This is a genomic window from Pseudomonas juntendi (genome assembly GCF_021560075.1).
Taxonomy (GTDB): domain Bacteria; phylum Pseudomonadota; class Gammaproteobacteria; order Pseudomonadales; family Pseudomonadaceae; genus Aquipseudomonas; species Aquipseudomonas juntendi.
Map to the genome: position 1 here is coordinate 458702 of NZ_CP091088.1, position 15764 is coordinate 474465.

A 15764-nucleotide genomic window follows, 5' to 3' on the forward strand; every position below is an offset into this window, starting at 1 on the left:
ATGGACATCAAAAGCGCGCTGAGCCGTATCGTTGGCCAGCTGGACCTTTCGACCGAAGAAATGCGCGATGTGATGCGCCAGATCATGACAGGCCAGTGCAGCGAGGCGCAGATCGGCGCCTTCCTGATGGGCATGCGCATGAAAAGCGAGAGCATCGACGAGATCGTGGGCGCGGTATCGGTGATGCGCGAGCTGGCCGACAAGGTCGAGCTGCGGAGCCTGGAGGGTGTGGTGGATATCGTCGGTACCGGCGGTGACGGTGCCAACATCTTCAATGTTTCCACCGCTTCGTCGTTCGTGCTGGCGGCGGCGGGCTGCCCAGTGGCCAAGCATGGCAACCGCGCGGTGTCGGGCAAGAGCGGCAGTGCCGACTTGCTGGAAGCTGCCGGCATCTACCTGAACCTGACGCCAACGCAAGTGGGCCGCTGCATCGACAGCCTGGGGATCGGCTTCATGTTCGCGCAAAGCCATCACTCGGCAATGAAGCACGCCGCTGGCCCGCGCCGCGAGCTGGGTATGCGTACCCTGTTCAACATGCTCGGCCCGCTTACGAATCCGGCCGGGGTGAAACACCAGGTGGTCGGCGTGTTCGCTCAGGCCCTGTGCCGGCCGTTGGCCGAGGTGCTGCAGCGCCTGGGCAGCAAGCATGTGCTGGTGGTGCACTCGAAGGATGGCCTGGATGAGTTCAGCCTGGCTGCCCCCACTTTTGTGGCCGAGCTGAAGAACGACGAGATCACCGAATACTGGGTCGAGCCGGAAGACCTCGGCATGAAAAGCCAGAGCCTGCATGGCCTGGCCGTTGAGAGCCCGCAGGCGTCACTGGAACTGATCCGTGATGCACTGGGCCGGCGCAAGACTGAAAACGGCCAGAAAGCTGCCGAGATGATCGTGCTCAATGCCGGTGCGGCGCTGTACGCCGCTGACCATGCCATGAGCCTGAAAGCCGGTGTGGAACTGGCCCATGACGTACTGCACACCGGCCTGGCCTGGGAAAAGCTGCAGGAACTGGGTGCATTTACTGCAGTATTCAAGGTGGAGAACGAAGCATGAGCGTGCCGACGGTGCTGGAAAAGATCATTGCCCGCAAGTTCCAGGAAGTGGCCGAGCGCAGCGCGCGGGTCAGCATTCGCGAATTGGAGGGCCTGGCCAAGGCCGCTGACGCTCCCCGGGGCTTTGCCAATGCCTTGATCGAGCAGGCCAAGCGCAAGCAGCCTGCGGTGATTGCCGAAATCAAGAAGGCCTCGCCCAGCAAGGGCGTGATCCGTGAAGACTTCATGCCGGCGGAAATCGCTGTCAGCTACGAGAAGGGCGGTGCTACCTGCCTGTCGGTGCTGACCGATGTGGACTACTTCCTGGGTGCCGATGAGTACTTGCAGCAGGCTCGTGCGGCGGTTTCCCTGCCCGTGATCCGCAAGGATTTCATGATCGACCCCTACCAGATCGTCGAGGCGCGGGCCTTGGGTGCGGACTGCGTGCTGCTGATCGTGTCGGCGCTGGATGACGTGAAGATGGCCGAACTGGCCGCCACCGCCAAGGACGTCGGCCTCGATGTACTGGTAGAAGTGCACGATGGCGATGAGCTGGAGCGTGCGCTGAAAACCCTGGATACACCGCTGGTGGGCGTGAACAACCGCAACCTGCACACCTTTGAAGTCAGCCTGGAAACCACCCTCGACCTGCTGCCGCGCATACCGCGTGATCGCCTGGCAATTACCGAGAGCGGTATCTTGAACCGGGCCGATGTCGAGCTGATGGCGATCAACGACGTTTATTCGTTCCTGGTGGGTGAGGCATTCATGCGCGCCGAACAACCTGGGCTGGAGCTACAGCGGCTGTTCTTCCCGGACCAGGTGAAGAAAACTGTTCAGCAACTGGACTGATTGCAATGAAGCCGGCGTGATTGCCGGCTTTTTTACGGGCCCGGCAAGAGGCCCTTGAAAACAACATCCATGGTGGAGCGATGAGCGATCAACCCCTGGCCCTGACTGTCGAGCAGGGCTTGCACGCCGAACAGGACCTGCTGGCCGCCGTTTGCCGTGGCGAACGTGAGAGTGGTGTGCTGTTCTGGCGCCCCACTGACCATGCCTTGGTGATGCCCCGGCGCATGAGCCGGCTAGCCAATTTCGAAACAGCCTGCGCAGAACTGGCGATCGCCGGTTGGCCGGTATTGCTGCGTGAAACCGGCGGTGAGCCGGTCCCGCAGTCGCATGCCACCGTGAACGTGGCGCTGGTCTATGCCGCGCCGCGCAGCGAAGGCGACCATGGCCGCATCGAAACCGCTTATGAGCGCCTGTGCCTGCCACTGTGCGATGTGTTGCGCGAGTGGGGCGGGGTAGCGTCGGTGGGGGAAATCGACGGCGCCTTTTGCGATGGCCGCTACAACGTCAACCTCAATGGCCGCAAGCTGGTCGGTACCGCCCAGCGCTGGCGCCAGGGCCTGGGCGGCAAACGCCCGGTGGTACTGGTGCACGGCGCGTTGTTGCTGGACAACGAACGTGAGGCGATGGTGGCGGCGGTCAACCGTTTCAACGAGTGCTGCGCGCTTGAGCAGCGTTGCCGCGCCGACGCACACATTGCCTTGCACGAAGTGGCGCCCGCAGTGCCCTGGTTCCAGCGCCTCTCGCAAGCTTACGCCAAGGTCTTGGCCGACCTGCCCAGGGATTAGCGGGTACCGTAGACCACCATGGTCTTGCCTTTGACATGGACCAGGCTGCGCTCTTCGAGGTCTTTAAGCACGCGGCCTACCATTTCCCGCGAGCAACCGACGATGCGGCCGATTTCCTGGCGGGTGATCTTGATCTGCATGCCATCCGGATGGGTCATGGCGTCGGGCTGCTTGCACAGCTCCAGCAGGCAGCGGGCGACGCGGCCGGTTACGTCGAAGAACGCCAGGTCGCCGACCTTGCGTGTGGTATTACGAAGGCGTTGCGCCATCTGGCTGCCCAGGGCGTAGAGAATTTCCGGGTCCTGGCGCGCCACTTCGCGAAATTTCTCGTAACTGATCTCGGCCACTTCGCATTCCGTCTTCGCCCGTACCCAGGCGCTGCGCTGCTGCTCACCCTCAACGGGCTCGAACAGCCCCAGCTCGCCAAAGAAATCGCCCGGGTTGAGGTAGGCGATGATCATTTCATGACCGTCATCGTCTTCGATGATGATGGTGACCGACCCCTTGATGATGAACGACAGTGTTTCGGCCCGGTCGCCAGCGCAGATGATGTTGCTTTTTGCGGTGAAGCGGCGGCGCTGGCAGTGCACCAGCAACTTGTCGATGTTCTTGATCTTTGCGGGTAGGGCAGAGGCAACCATCACGAAGTCCTGTTCGATACGAGGCTTGGGTATTTTTGTAGATCGACAGCGGCAGGCGCCAGTCATTTGGCGCCAGCTTATCAGACACTACAAGATGTTTCGGTACTAAACCGAGTCCTCTCGTACTTTTCCCACAGCCACACAAGGTCTAAGCTGACACCCTTTTCCGAATATCAGGAGTCCAGGTAGATGAAGGCACGTATCCAGTGGGCCGGTGAGGCAATGTTTCTCGGCGAATCGGGCAGCGGCCATGTCGTCGTGATGGATGGCCCGCCCGAGGCCGGCGGCCGCAACCTGGGTGTGCGCCCTATGGAGATGCTGCTGTTGGGGTTGGGTGGCTGCAGCAGCTTTGACGTGGTCAGTATTCTGAAGAAGTCGCGCCAGGCGGTGGAGAGCTGCGAGGCGTTTCTGGAAGCCGAGCGCGCCAGTGAAGACCCGAAAGTGTTCACCAAGATCCACATGAACTTCGTCGTTAAGGGGCGCGGGCTGAAAGAAGCGCAGGTCAAGCGCGCGGTCGAGCTGTCGGCAGAGAAGTACTGCTCTGCGTCGATCATGCTCGAGCGTGCCGGGGTCGAGATTACCCACGGGTACGAGATTGTAGAGTTGGGTTGAAGCCGGGTTTTTTGGGGCCGCCAAGCGGTCCCGACACCATCAGTTGCGCAGTGCCGGCAATGCAGAGCGAAGCCATGCTGGCAAGCCGCTGCGCATTGCGCGGCTCAACCGCTCCCGGCGCTTCTGGTAGACCAGCCCCAGCCAGATGACCCCCAGCCCGATCAGCGTCACCACGACCGGGAACAGCAGCGATTGCGCGAATACCTCATACGCCAGGTAGCCCAGGTAGGCCGCAACCCCCAGCGCGCCGAACACCATGAACACCGGCCGGCGCAGCAGCACTGCCATGCCCATCAGCGCAATGTTTATCAGGCAGTACAGCGCCTTGCCCAGCTCGCTGCCGCTGTCCAGTAGCGTCAGCCCGCCCCAGAATGCCGCCAGCCCTGCCAGGTACCCCCAGCGGGCATAGTCCTCGCGTGTACGGCCGTCCACCAGCAGGAACACCACCAGCATTCCCAGGCCGAACCACAGCGAAACCTCACGGCGCTGCGCCCAGCTGAACGGCGAGCCGAAGAACCACTCAGTCAGGTCCATCGACATGAACCATAGGGCCACGGCGATCGGCATGACGATGAACGGGTAAGGGATCAACCGCAGCATCAGCAAACCGGCCACTACCGTGGCCGCCTCCATCGCCAGCCAGCCGCCTTGCACGTAGGTGTAGTAGTGGTGGTAGTTGGCCTGGGTGTCATCCATTGGCCACCAACCCGCCAAGCGTTCGATGGCGAACACTGCCAGCGGCACGATACTGACCGCGACGGCGGCCAGTACCCCGGCGGCTACGGGCTGCGCACGCCGCTGCAAGTTGAGGGCAAACAAGGTGATCAGCCCGATGTACAGGCTGGCGATGACCAGCAGTGCGGCGTCGCCGATGCTCATCCAGGCCTCGGTGAGCAACCAGCCCATGGCGGCCATGATCAGCATGGCGCCGAAGTAGAAGGCGACATGGGCCAGCTGAAAGGTACCGCGTGCTGGCGGTTGCTGGCGCAGGAACGCCAGCAGGGCCTGGTCCTGGCCAGGCTGGAGAACGCCGGCTTGCACAGCACGCGCCAGGTCCTTGGCGTCGATTCGGTCCGTCATGGGGCAGCCTTCAGATGCGGTAGGTGCTCTTGGTCATGACCTTGGCCAGCAAGCTCATACCGAAGCGCACAGGAGCAGGGAAACGGTAGCCACCGGCTTCCAGGGCGGACTCGGCGTGCTGCTCTTCGTCGACGCGCATCTGCTCAAGAATGGCGCGGGACTTTTCGTCTTCTTGCGGCAACTGCTCAAGGTGTTCGTCCAGGTGCTTGCATACCTGGTGCTCGGTGGCGGCGACGAAACCCAGGCTGACCTTGTCGCTGACCAGCCCGGCCAGTGCGCCGATGCCGAAGGACATGCCATAGAACAGGGGGTTGAGCACGCTTGGGTGGCTGTTCAGCTGGCGAATGCGTTGCTCGCACCACGCCAGGTGGTCGATTTCTTCCTCGGCGGCATGTTCCATGGCCTTGCGCACTTCGGGCAGCTTGGCCGTCAGGGCCTGGCCTTGGTACAGGGCCTGGGCGCAGACTTCACCGGTATGGTTGATGCGCATCAGCCCGGCAATGTGGCGGGTTTGCTGTTCGTCCAGGTTGGCGTCTGGCTGGATGATGGCCGGTGACGGCCGGGCGGGTTGGCCGCTGAAGGGCAGCAAGGTGCGCATGGCGGTATCGGCCTGCAGCAACAAGCGGTCGAGCGGCGAGTAGTGACGTTCGGTAGCCATCGGGCACCTCCGCAAGAATGTGCCCGACAGTTTACCGCAATAGCGGCGGGGTCGCTTGCCGTGGATCAGCCCGGCGGCCAGTTCATCTGGCGCTGGCCAAGCACGTGCATGTGGATGTGGTAGACGGTCTGGCCGCCTTTGGGGTTGCAGTTCATTACCACGCGGAAGCCTTCCTCGCAGCCTTGTTCGACTGCCAGGCGCTGGGCAGTGAACAGGATGTGGCCTGCCAGGGCCTTGTCCTCTTCTGTGAGGTGATTGAGGGTAGGAATGTGCTTTTTCGGGATGACCAGGAAATGCACCGGCGCCGCGGGAGCAATGTCCTTGAACGCCAGGACCTGGTCGTCTTCGTAGATGATATCCGCCGGAATTTCCCGGTTGATGATTTTGAGGAATAGATCGTCCACAGCACTGCTCCATGGTGAAGGTCGGGCCGAGTGTACTCAGCCAGGCGCCAATCGCCCAGTGGCTATTCCATGCCGGCCGGGCAATAGCGGCGGTGAATGGCGCCGGCCAGTTTGCGTACCAGCCAGCGTGGCAGCAGACGGGGGGCGAAGGCCAGCCAGCGGTTGCGCCGCCCTGGCATGATCAGGGCGCGGTTCTTGTCCAGCGCCCGCACCGTGTACAGGGCCACTTCCTCGGGGCTCAGGCAGCGTGGCTTGCCATCCAGGCGGGGGATGCGCCGCCGTGCAGAGCGTACCGGGCCGGGGCACAGTACCGAGACCTTGATGCCGGCGCGCTTGAGCTCCTCGCGCAGTGCCTGGGAAAAGCTCAGCACGTAGGCTTTGCTGGCGGCATAGGCCGCCATCCATGGCCCAGGTGCGACCCCGGCCAGGCCTGCAACGTTGAGGATCTGCCCGCCACCCTGCACGGCCATCAGGTTGCCGATTGCATGGCATAGCCGGCTCATGGCCAGCACGTTGACCTCGAGCAGGTCTTGCTCGTCGGCCCACTCATGGGCCAGGAATGGGCCGTAGGTGCGCAAACCGGCACAGTTGACCAGCAGGTCGATGCGCCGCTCGCCTTCTTCCAGCTCCAGCACGAAACCTGACAGGCGCAGCGGCTGGCTGAGGTCGCAGGCGCGGAACAGTACCTCTACACCAAAGCGTTGGGTCAGCTCGAGGGCGACCGGTTCCAGCGTTTCGCGCTGGCGTGCCACCAGGATCAGGTTGCGTCCACGCCGTGCCAGCGCTTCCGCCAGGGCCAGGCCCAGGCCGCTGGAAGCACCAGTGATCATGGCGTAACGGGACATGCAAGGCTCCTGGGGGCGGAAGAGGGCGCCTAGTGTACAGCTTGCCCGTGCCAGGTGCTGCGTTTTGCTACAAGGCCCGGGGGCCAATGGCCTTGCAGCGCGGCTGGGCTTGCTGATAGTTGAGGTGGCTGTGTCAGAACGGCTTGACCACCACCAGAATCACGATGCCCAGCAGGATGAGCACGGGCACTTCGTTGAACCAGCGATAATAGACGTGGCTGCGTGTGTTGGTGCCGCTGGCGAAGCGTTTGCGCTGGGCGCCACACACGTGATGGTAGCCGGTGAGCAGGATTACCAGGGTCAGCTTGGCATGCAGCCAGCCCTGGCTCAGCCAGCCGGGGTTGAGGTAGAGCATCCAGGCGCCAAATACATAGGTGGCGATCATTGCCGGGTTCATGATGCCGCGGTAGAGCTTGCGCTCCATGGTCACGAAGCGTTCCTGGCTGATGCTGTCCTGGCTCTGGGCGTGGTACACGAACAGCCGCGGCAGATAGAACAGGCCGGCGAACCAGCAGACTACGCTGACGATATGCAGCGCTTTGATCCATAGGTAAAACATGGAGGGTGTTCCTTCAGGTAATCACGGTCGTCAGATAGTAGTGGTCGGGCGCCGGAAGGGACACCCGGAGAGTTGTTACAGGCGCCTCGCGCCCCTATTATCGTGCGCTTTCCAGACGGCTCGTTGATAAGGGGCAAGCGTTATGATCAAGGTCGGTATTGTTGGCGGCACCGGTTACACCGGCGTCGAACTGTTGCGTCTGCTGGCACAGCATCCACAGGCCGAAGTGGCTGTCATCACTTCGCGCTCGGAGGCGGGCGTGGCGGTGGCAGACATGTACCCGAACCTGCGCGGCCACTATGACGGGCTGGCGTTCAGCGTACCCGACAGCAAGGCGCTGGCTGCTTGCGACGTCGTGTTCTTCGCCACACCGCATGGCGTTGCCCACGCACTGGCCGGCGAATTGCTGGCGGCGGGTACCAAGGTGATCGACCTGTCGGCTGACTTCCGTCTGCAGGATGCCACCGAGTGGGGCAAGTGGTACGGTCAGCCGCATGGCGCGCCTGAACTGCTCAAGGATGCCGTGTATGGCCTGCCCGAAGTGAACCGCGAGAAGATTCGCCAGGCGCGCCTGATTGCCGTGCCGGGTTGCTACCCGACCGCCACCCAGCTCGGTTTCCTGCCGTTACTGGAAGCGGGTCTGGCCGACCCCGCGCGGCTGATCGCCGACTGCAAGTCGGGTGTCAGCGGCGCCGGGCGTGGTGCGGCAGTGGGTTCGCTGTTCTGCGAAGCCGGTGAAAGCATGAAGGCCTATGCCGTCAAGGGGCATCGCCACTTGCCGGAAATCAGCCAGGGCCTGCGCCAGGCGGCCGGCAAGGACATCGGCCTGACGTTCGTGCCGCACCTGACACCGATGATCCGTGGTATCCACGCTACCCTGTACGCGAACGTGGCCGATACTTCGGTCGACCTGCAGGCGTTGTTCGAGAAACGCTACGCCGATGAGCCGTTCGTCGACGTGATGCCGGCTGGTAGCCACCCGGAAACCCGCAGCGTGCGCGGTGCCAACGTTTGCCGCATTGCCGTTCATCGCCCGCAGGGCGGGGACCTGGTAGTGGTGCTCTCGGTGATCGACAACCTGGTGAAGGGCGCTTCGGGGCAGGCAGTGCAGAACCTCAACATCCTGTTTGGCCTGGATGAGCGCATGGGCCTGTCCCACGCAGGCTTGCTGCCGTGACAGACGCCGCGAGCTGCACACCTGCGGGCCGAGCTTGCGGCGTGTAGGTTGTCGCTTGCGGCTTACGTATTGTTGACCAATTTTCTCGGGAAAGCGGATAATGCGCGTCATCGAGAGTTATATGGCGGCTACCGCGCCGGGAGAATCAACATGAGCGTCGAAACCTTCACCCCTACCGGCCTGGAATTCACCCATGGCGCAGCCCAGAAGGTGAAGAACCTGGTCAATGAGGAAGGCAATGAACGTCTGAAGCTGCGGGTGTTCGTGACCGGGGGCGGTTGCTCGGGCTTTCAGTACGGCTTCACCTTCGATGAAGACGTGGCTGAAGACGACACCATCGTCGAGCGCGAAGGCGTTTCCCTGGTGGTCGACCCGATGAGCTTCCAGTACCTGGCCGGTGCCGAAGTGGACTACCAGGAAGGCCTGGAAGGTTCGCGCTTTGTGATCAAGAACCCGAATGCCGCCACCACCTGCGGTTGCGGGTCGTCGTTCTCGATCTGAATTCGGGCCGATACGAAAACGCCGCGCAATTGCGCGGCGTTTTGCTTTCTGGCCTGGGTGTCATGCCGGATAGATTGCACCGAGTATGCGCAGGCCCCTGGCGGCAGTGACGCTGGGGCGGTTGGCGGCGATGCCCTCCAGGCAGCAATGGGCCAGCCAGGCGAAGGCCATGGCTTCGACCCAGTCAGGGTCTACGCCATGGGCACTGGTGCTTGTAACACGTGCAGTGGGCAGCAGTTGGCCGAGGCGGGCCATCAGCGCACCGTTGCGGGCTCCTCCACCGCAGACCAACAGTGCTTCGGTGCCTTGTTGCGCGTTTTCCAGCGAGTCGATGATGCTGCGTGCGGTCAACTCCAGCAGTGTCGCCTGCACATCCTCGTCCCGGTAGGCGGGCAGGCCGGCGAGGTGGCGGTCGAGCCAAGGCAGGTTGAACACCTCACGGCCGGTACTCTTGGGGCCGCTGCCCGCGAAGAACGGGTCGCTCATCAATGCGTGCAGCAAATCGGCCTGCACCACGCCGGTGGTAGCCCAGGCACCGTCGGCATCGTAGGCCTGGCCGCGTTTGCGCTCGACCCAGGCATCCAGCAAAACATTGCCTGGGCCGCAATCAAAGCCATGCACCGGTGCATCCCGCTCGATCAGGCTGAGGTTGCTGAAACCGCCCACATTGAGAATCGCTACCCGTTGGCCCAGGTGGCTGAACAGGGTTTCGTGGAAGGCTGGGACAAGTGGCGCGCCTTGCCCGCCGGCGGCCACATCGCGGCGGCGGAAGTCGGCTACCACGCTGATACCAGTAAGCTCGGCGAGCAGCGCGGGGTTACCGATCTGTACGGTGAAGCCGCGGGCGGGTTCGTGACGGACCGTCTGACCATGGCTACCAATGGCGCGTATGGCGTCAGCCTGCAGGCCCTGCTGAGCGAGCAGCTGGCGTATACCCTCGGCCGCAAGGGTGGCCCAGTGATTTTCCGCCAATGCTGCCCGGGCGATTTCGTCAGGGCCGCTGCTGCACAGGGCAAGCAAGTCCTGGCGCAGGCTGGCGGGCATTGGCAGGTAGAGCGTGGCGAGCAGTTCAAGCTGCTCGCCTTGTTCGACCAAGGCGATGTCCAGGCCATCCAGGCTGGTACCGGACATCACCCCCAGGTAAAGCGCCATGGCTTAGCGCTTGTTCGCGGCGAGCAGGGTGGCCTTTTCCTGATCCATGCGGGCGATCAGTGGCTGGCTCTGCTGCAAGAAGCGTTGACGCTCGTTCTTGGCGATCGGGTCGGCCATTGGCACCTTCTGGCTCAGGGGGTCGACATGCACGCCATTGACCTGGAACTCATAGTGAAGATGAGGCCCGGTGGAAAGGCCGGTGGTGCCGATGTAACCGATGATCTGGCCCTGCTTGACGGTGCTACCGGTCTTGATGCCTTTGGCAAAGCCCTGCATGTGGCCATACAGCGTCTTGTAGCGGTTACCGTGCTGGATGATCACGGTGTTGCCGTAGCCGCCGCGGCGCCCGGCCAGTTCGATGCGGCCGTCGCCTGCTGCCTTGATAGGCGTGCCGCGTGGGGCTGCGTAGTCAACGCCCTTGTGCGCGCGAATCTTGTTCAGGATCGGGTGCTTGCGGCCGGCGGAGAAGCGCGAACTGATACGGGCGAAGTCCACCGGGGTGCGGATGAAGGCTTTGCGCAGGCTGTTGCCGTCGGCGGTGTAGTAGGTAGTGTTGCCCTGCTTGTTGGTGTAGCGCACGGCAGTGTAGGTTTTGCCACGGTTGGTGAAGCGCGCCGAAAGGATATTGCCCGTGCCGACGACCTTGCCATCCATCACCTTCTGCTCGTAGACCACGTCGAACTCGTCGCCTGGGCGAATATCCTGGGCGAAGTCGATGTCGTAGCCCAGCACGCGCGCCATGTCCATGGTCATGCTGTGGGAAAGGCCGGCACGCTGGGCAGATGCTGACAGCGAGCTTTTGATGACCCCGTGGGCATAGGCAGTACGCACCACCGGCTTGCTGATTTCACGGTTGAAGGTAAAGCCTTTGGCGCTTTTGCTCAGGCTGATGGTTTCAAGGTTGCTGACCTTGCTGTGCAGGCTGGCCAGTTGGCCATCCTTGTCGAGTTCGAACTGCAGGACCTGGCCGTGCTTGAGTTGGGTGAACTGCTTGGCCTGCTTGTTGCTGGCCAGCAAGTCGTGCACGGCATTGGCTGGCAGGCCGACCTTGGCAAACAGCGTGGACAGGGTATCGCCGCGCGCTACGGTAACCTCGCGGTGGCCTGGTTGCTTGGCGGCTTCGGCGACCTGTTTGGCGTCTTGCGTTGGCTGCTCGGCTTTCTGGGTTTCGGGTGTGGCTGCTTCTATCTGGGCGAAAGGTGAGCCTTGCTCACCCTGTGCCTGCACCATGGGCGCAGCGCGGGCTTCGTCCTTCAATTGTTCGGCAGGGCTTTCCAGCTCGAGGTTTAGGGTGGTTTTCTTGGCTTCCACTTCGCTGGACGGAAATACCAGCAAAGCCAGGCTGAGCAGGGCGGCAATGCCGCTGGCGGCCAACAGGTGGCTCTTCGGATAAAGCGGTGGCGCTTTAGGCGGTTCGTTGGTCATGGGTAAGGTGACTTTGAAAAAGGTGAAATGGAATAGATGAATGACATGATGAAGATGAAATAACTGTATAAAATATAACCAAATCCACTTTCACGCAAGGGCGCGTAGACGTCGCAAGCCTGTGCCCGGGTCACATTCCTTTGCAAAACTTGTATTTGACGGCCGATCTTGTATGGTTGGCTCCCCCTGAATCTGAGCCTTGCGGGTTTGTCTATGAAGTCGGTTGAAGAGCAGCTGGCGCTTATCAAGCGCGGTGCGGAAGAAGTACTGGTCGAGTCGGAACTGGTTGAGAAGCTCAAGCGCGGCCAGCCTCTGCGCATCAAGGCCGGCTTCGACCCGACCGCCCCGGACCTGCACCTGGGGCACACGGTGCTGATCAACAAGCTGCGTCAGTTCCAGGAGCTGGGCCACCAGGTCATCTTCCTGATCGGCGACTTCACCGGCATGATCGGCGACCCAAGCGGCAAGAGCGCAACGCGTCCGCCGCTGACTCGTGAGCAGGTGCTGGACAACGCCGAGACCTACAAACAGCAGGTGTTCAAGATTCTTGATCCGGCCAAGACCGAAGTCGCCTTCAACTCCACCTGGATGGACAAGCTGACCCCGGCCGACTTTATTCGCCTGGCCTCGCAGTACACTGTGGCGCGCATGCTCGAGCGTGATGACTTCGACAAGCGCTACACCACCAACCAGCCGATTGCCATTCACGAGTTCCTCTACCCGCTGGTGCAGGGCTACGATTCGGTCGCGCTGAAAGCAGACGTCGAGCTGGGTGGTACCGACCAGAAGTTCAACCTGCTGATGGGGCGCGAACTGCAGCGTGCGTATGGCCAGGAAGCGCAGAACATCGTGACCATGCCGTTGCTCGAAGGGCTGGACGGTGTGAAGAAAATGTCCAAGTCGCTGGGCAACTATGTCGGTATCCAGGAAGCGCCGGGCGTGATGTACAGCAAGCTGGTGTCGATCCCGGATACGCTCATGTGGCGTTACTTCGAGCTGCTGAGCTTCCGCTCCATGGAAGAGATTGAGCAGTTCCGCGCCGATGTGGCCAATGGCGCCAACCCGCGAGACATCAAGATCAAGCTGGCGGAAGAGATAGTCGCGCGTTTCCATGGTGAGGAGGCTGCCGCCAATGCGCACCGTGCTGCGGGCAACCGTATGAAAGAAGGCGAGCTGCCTGAAGACCTGCCGGAGGTAGAGGTGGTTTCGGCGGAAGGCTTGCCTATCGCTGCGGTTCTGAACCGTGCTGGCCTGGTGAAGAACTCGGCGCAGGCGCGTGACTTACTGAGTGCTGGTGCAGTGAAAGTGGATGGTGTGGTGGTCGACAAGGATTTCCTGTTTGGTCTGGGTGCTACGCATGTGTGCCAGGCGGGTAAGAAGTCCTTCGGGCGGGTTACGCTGAAGGCTGAGTGATTGCCTGGCGGTGTACCTATATAGAAGCGGGGAGGCCGAAAGGCCTCCCCGCTTTGCTTTTCAAGCGCCCTGAAAGTTTATTTGAATTAAAGGTTGACGCCCTCTCGAATCCCCTTATAATGCGCCCCACTTCCAGCGACAACGGAACGACAAACTCCTTGAAATTCAATGAGTTAATCGATTCGGAAGGTGCTGTAAGGGCTACGATCGAATGATCGAATGCGGTTGAGATGATGGTTGACAGCGCTTCTAAACGCTGTATGATTCGCCTCCCGCTACGAGAGATCGCAGCGAGTCAAGTGTTTGAAGCTAAACGAGTTTCTCGCAAAAAACTTCAAAATAAACGCTTGACAGCAAATGAGGAAAGCGTAGAATGCGCGCCTCGGTTGAGACGAAACGCTCTTAACCACCGCTCTTTAACAAATCGAATCAAGCAATTCGTGTGGGTGCTTGTGAGTACGGACTGATAGTCAAAAAGATTATCAGCATCACAAGTGGCCATGCGAGAAATCACATAGTCATTTGAGATTGCTGAGCCAAGTTTAGGGTTTCTTAAAAACCCAAGCAGTATTGAACTGAAGAGTTTGATCATGGCTCAGATTGAACGCTGGCGGCAGGCCTAACACATGCAAGTCGAGCGGATGACGGGAGCTTGCTCCTTGATTCAGCGGCGGACGGGTGAGTAATGCCTAGGAATCTGCCTGGTAGTGGGGGACAACGTTTCGAAAGGAACGCTAATACCGCATACGTCCTACGGGAGAAAGCAGGGGACCTTCGGGCCTTGCGCTATCAGATGAGCCTAGGTCGGATTAGCTTGTTGGTGAGGTAATGGCTCACCAAGGCGACGATCCGTAACTGGTCTGAGAGGATGATCAGTCACACTGGAACTGAGACACGGTCCAGACTCCTACGGGAGGCAGCAGTGGGGAATATTGGACAATGGGCGAAAGCCTGATCCAGCCATGCCGCGTGTGTGAAGAAGGTCTTCGGATTGTAAAGCACTTTAAGTTGGGAGGAAGGGCAGTAAGTTAATACCTTGCTGTTTTGACGTTACCGACAGAATAAGCACCGGCTAACTCTGTGCCAGCAGCCGCGGTAATACAGAGGGTGCAAGCGTTAATCGGAATTACTGGGCGTAAAGCGCGCGTAGGTGGTTTGTTAAGTTGGATGTGAAAGCCCCGGGCTCAACCTGGGAACTGCATCCAAAACTGGCAAGCTAGAGTACGGTAGAGGGTGGTGGAATTTCCTGTGTAGCGGTGAAATGCGTAGATATAGGAAGGAACACCAGTGGCGAAGGCGACCACCTGGACTGATACTGACACTGAGGTGCGAAAGCGTGGGGAGCAAACAGGATTAGATACCCTGGTAGTCCACGCCGTAAACGATGTCAACTAGCCGTTGGAATCCTTGAGATTTTAGTGGCGCAGCTAACGCATTAAGTTGACCGCCTGGGGAGTACGGCCGCAAGGTTAAAACTCAAATGAATTGACGGGGGCCCGCACAAGCGGTGGAGCATGTGGTTTAATTCGAAGCAACGCGAAGAACCTTACCAGGCCTTGACATGCAGAGAACTTTCCAGAGATGGATTGGTGCCTTCGGGAACTCTGACACAGGTGCTGCATGGCTGTCGTCAGCTCGTGTCGTGAGATGTTGGGTTAAGTCCCGTAACGAGCGCAACCCTTGTCCTTAGTTACCAGCACGTTATGGTGGGCACTCTAAGGAGACTGCCGGTGACAAACCGGAGGAAGGTGGGGATGACGTCAAGTCATCATGGCCCTTACGGCCTGGGCTACACACGTGCTACAATGGTCGGTACAGAGGGTTGCCAAGCCGCGAGGTGGAGCTAATCTCACAAAACCGATCGTAGTCCGGATCGCAGTCTGCAACTCGACTGCGTGAAGTCGGAATCGCTAGTAATCGCGAATCAGAATGTCGCGGTGAATACGTTCCCGGGCCTTGTACACACCGCCCGTCACACCATGGGAGTGGGTTGCACCAGAAGTAGCTAGTCTAACCTTCGGGAGGACGGTTACCACGGTGTGATTCATGACTGGGGTGAAGTCGTAACAAGGTAGCCGTAGGGGAACCTGCGGCTGGATCACCTCCTTAATCGACGACATCAGCCTGCTGATGAGCTCCCACACGAATTGCTTGATTCATTGTAAAAGACGATCAAGACCCAAAGTTATACCATTAGGTCTGTAGCTCAGTTGGTTAGAGCGCACCCCTGATAAGGGTGAGGTCGGCAGTTCAAATCTGCCCAGACCTACCATTTTTGGTTGGAATGTTGAGCACCCCATGCCTCTGGATAAAGAGTGGTGAGGACGGCTCTTCTGCAGTTCAAATCTGCCCAGACCTACCATTACATGGTTCAGCCGTAGAATACGGGGCCATAGCTCAGCTGGGAGAGCGCCTGCCTTGCACGCAGGAGGTCAGCGGTTCGATCCCGCTTGGCTCCACCACTTTCTGCGGTAGATGTTGCTCCTGCTCAGAAATTAGAAATGAACATTCGTCGATGAATGTTGATTTCTGACTTTTGTCAGATCGTTCTTTAAAAATTCGGATATGTGATAGATATAGACTGACATGCACTTTCACTGGTGTGTGATCAGGCTAAGGTAAAATTTGTGAG

15 protein-coding genes, 2 tRNA genes and 1 rRNA gene are annotated in these 15764 nt (G+C 60.3%); 10 read left to right on the forward strand and 8 right to left on the reverse strand.

Going from position 1 to position 15764, the window contains the following annotated elements; translation table 11 throughout:
* The 3 genes from trpD (at position 1) to L1P09_RS01990 (ending at position 2665) form a co-directional block, all read left to right on the forward strand.
* Positions 1-1050, forward strand: coding sequence for an anthranilate phosphoribosyltransferase (gene trpD, locus L1P09_RS01980; protein WP_054906032.1), 1050 nt, complete (start codon positions 1-3; stop codon positions 1048-1050).
* Entirely contained in the window at positions 1047-1880 is an 834-nt protein-coding gene (gene trpC / locus L1P09_RS01985) for an indole-3-glycerol phosphate synthase TrpC (protein ID WP_192441541.1), read from the forward strand. The genes trpD and trpC overlap by 4 nt, the downstream gene beginning before the upstream one ends.
* A gap of 80 nt (positions 1881-1960) precedes the next feature.
* Positions 1961-2665 carry a lipoate--protein ligase family protein gene (locus L1P09_RS01990; RefSeq protein ID WP_009681257.1) on the forward strand — a complete coding sequence of 235 codons (705 nt, stop codon included), beginning with the start codon at positions 1961-1963 and terminating at the stop codon, positions 2663-2665.
* Here L1P09_RS01990 and crp read toward each other — a convergent pair.
* Entirely contained in the window at positions 2662-3306 is a 645-nt protein-coding gene (crp, locus tag L1P09_RS01995) for a cAMP-activated global transcriptional regulator CRP (RefSeq protein ID WP_009681258.1), read from the reverse strand. The two genes, L1P09_RS01990 and crp, sit on opposite strands and share 4 nt — an antisense overlap.
* Before the next feature lie 189 nt (positions 3307-3495).
* Here crp and L1P09_RS02000 point away from each other — a divergent pair, with 189 nt between their 5' ends.
* The gene (locus L1P09_RS02000; protein ID WP_004376171.1) at positions 3496-3918 is read left to right on the forward strand and encodes an OsmC family protein; all 423 of its coding nucleotides are present in this window, start codon (positions 3496-3498) and stop codon (positions 3916-3918) included.
* A 39-nt stretch (positions 3919-3957) separates the two neighbouring features.
* Here L1P09_RS02000 and L1P09_RS02005 read toward each other — a convergent pair whose 3' ends face one another.
* The 5 genes from L1P09_RS02005 to hemJ all read right to left on the reverse strand — a co-directional run bounded on the left by L1P09_RS02005 (position 3958) and on the right by hemJ (position 7464).
* Positions 3958-4998 (reverse strand): DUF2157 domain-containing protein, encoded by a 1041-nt coding sequence (locus tag L1P09_RS02005; protein WP_235768391.1) that lies wholly within the window; start codon positions 4996-4998, stop codon positions 3958-3960.
* A 10-nt stretch (positions 4999-5008) separates the two neighbouring features.
* Positions 5009-5656: a 2-polyprenyl-3-methyl-6-methoxy-1,4-benzoquinone monooxygenase gene (gene coq7 / locus L1P09_RS02010; protein WP_029887376.1), complete on the reverse strand. Its 648-nt coding sequence runs from the start codon at positions 5654-5656 to the stop codon at positions 5009-5011.
* 65 nt (positions 5657-5721) lie between these two features.
* Positions 5722-6060, reverse strand: coding sequence for a histidine triad nucleotide-binding protein (locus tag L1P09_RS02015; protein ID WP_054906028.1), 339 nt, complete (start codon positions 6058-6060; stop codon positions 5722-5724).
* 62 nt (positions 6061-6122) lie between these two features.
* The gene (locus L1P09_RS02020) at positions 6123-6905 is read right to left on the reverse strand and encodes an SDR family NAD(P)-dependent oxidoreductase (protein ID WP_054906027.1); all 783 of its coding nucleotides are present in this window, start codon (positions 6903-6905) and stop codon (positions 6123-6125) included.
* Positions 6906-7038: 133 nt separating this feature from the next.
* The gene (gene hemJ / locus L1P09_RS02025; RefSeq protein WP_235768393.1) at positions 7039-7464 is read right to left on the reverse strand and encodes a protoporphyrinogen oxidase HemJ; all 426 of its coding nucleotides are present in this window, start codon (positions 7462-7464) and stop codon (positions 7039-7041) included.
* A 142-nt stretch (positions 7465-7606) separates the two neighbouring features.
* Here hemJ and argC point away from each other — a divergent pair, with 142 nt between their 5' ends.
* Together argC and erpA are read left to right on the forward strand one after the other, a co-directional pair.
* Positions 7607-8641 carry an N-acetyl-gamma-glutamyl-phosphate reductase gene (gene argC / locus L1P09_RS02030; RefSeq protein ID WP_009681264.1) on the forward strand — a complete coding sequence of 345 codons (1035 nt, stop codon included), beginning with the start codon at positions 7607-7609 and terminating at the stop codon, positions 8639-8641.
* 150 nt (positions 8642-8791) lie between these two features.
* The gene (gene erpA, locus L1P09_RS02035) at positions 8792-9142 is read left to right on the forward strand and encodes an iron-sulfur cluster insertion protein ErpA (RefSeq protein WP_003255511.1); all 351 of its coding nucleotides are present in this window, start codon (positions 8792-8794) and stop codon (positions 9140-9142) included.
* 60 nt (positions 9143-9202) lie between these two features.
* On the opposite strand, the gene L1P09_RS02040 is transcribed toward erpA, so the two are convergent.
* Complete coding sequence (locus L1P09_RS02040) at positions 9203-10294, reverse strand: anhydro-N-acetylmuramic acid kinase (protein WP_192441549.1); 1092 nt, start codon at positions 10292-10294, stop codon at positions 9203-9205.
* A gap of 3 nt (positions 10295-10297) precedes the next feature.
* A complete protein-coding gene (locus L1P09_RS02045; RefSeq protein ID WP_009681266.1) occupies positions 10298-11719 on the reverse strand; it encodes a peptidoglycan DD-metalloendopeptidase family protein in 1422 nt (473 codons plus the stop codon).
* Positions 11720-11932: 213 nt separating this feature from the next.
* On the opposite strand from L1P09_RS02045, the gene tyrS reads away from it, so the two are divergent.
* The 4 genes from tyrS (at position 11933) to L1P09_RS02065 (ending at position 15594) form a co-directional block, all read left to right on the forward strand.
* Positions 11933-13132: a tyrosine--tRNA ligase gene (tyrS, locus tag L1P09_RS02050; protein WP_009681267.1), complete on the forward strand. Its 1200-nt coding sequence runs from the start codon at positions 11933-11935 to the stop codon at positions 13130-13132.
* Positions 13133-13704: 572 nt separating this feature from the next.
* Positions 13705-15241: ribosomal RNA gene (locus tag L1P09_RS02055) — 16S ribosomal RNA — on the forward strand.
* An 86-nt stretch (positions 15242-15327) separates the two neighbouring features.
* Positions 15328-15404: transfer RNA gene (locus tag L1P09_RS02060), tRNA-Ile, on the forward strand.
* A gap of 114 nt (positions 15405-15518) precedes the next feature.
* Positions 15519-15594, forward strand: a tRNA-Ala gene (locus L1P09_RS02065).
* Positions 15595-15764: the final 170 nt, after the last annotated feature.

Coding starts and splice junctions, on each gene's coding strand:
- trpD (WP_054906032.1), top strand. CDS start 1: ATGGACATCAAAAGCGCGCTGAGCCGTATCGTTGGCCAGCTGGACCTT.
- trpC (WP_192441541.1), top strand. CDS start 1,047: ATGAGCGTGCCGACGGTGCTGGAAAAGATCATTGCCCGCAAGTTCCAG.
- L1P09_RS01990 (WP_009681257.1), top strand. CDS start 1,961: ATGAGCGATCAACCCCTGGCCCTGACTGTCGAGCAGGGCTTGCACGCC.
- crp (WP_009681258.1), bottom strand. CDS start 3,306: ATGGTTGCCTCTGCCCTACCCGCAAAGATCAAGAACATCGACAAGTTG.
- L1P09_RS02000 (WP_004376171.1), top strand. CDS start 3,496: ATGAAGGCACGTATCCAGTGGGCCGGTGAGGCAATGTTTCTCGGCGAA.
- L1P09_RS02005 (WP_235768391.1), bottom strand. CDS start 4,998: ATGACGGACCGAATCGACGCCAAGGACCTGGCGCGTGCTGTGCAAGCC.
- coq7 (WP_029887376.1), bottom strand. CDS start 5,656: ATGGCTACCGAACGTCACTACTCGCCGCTCGACCGCTTGTTGCTGCAG.
- L1P09_RS02020 (WP_054906027.1), bottom strand. CDS start 6,905: ATGTCCCGTTACGCCATGATCACTGGTGCTTCCAGCGGCCTGGGCCTG.
- hemJ (WP_235768393.1), bottom strand. CDS start 7,464: ATGTTTTACCTATGGATCAAAGCGCTGCATATCGTCAGCGTAGTCTGC.
- argC (WP_009681264.1), top strand. CDS start 7,607: ATGATCAAGGTCGGTATTGTTGGCGGCACCGGTTACACCGGCGTCGAA.
- erpA (WP_003255511.1), top strand. CDS start 8,792: ATGAGCGTCGAAACCTTCACCCCTACCGGCCTGGAATTCACCCATGGC.
- L1P09_RS02040 (WP_192441549.1), bottom strand. CDS start 10,294: ATGGCGCTTTACCTGGGGGTGATGTCCGGTACCAGCCTGGATGGCCTG.
- L1P09_RS02045 (WP_009681266.1), bottom strand. CDS start 11,719: ATGACCAACGAACCGCCTAAAGCGCCACCGCTTTATCCGAAGAGCCAC.
- tyrS (WP_009681267.1), top strand. CDS start 11,933: ATGAAGTCGGTTGAAGAGCAGCTGGCGCTTATCAAGCGCGGTGCGGAA.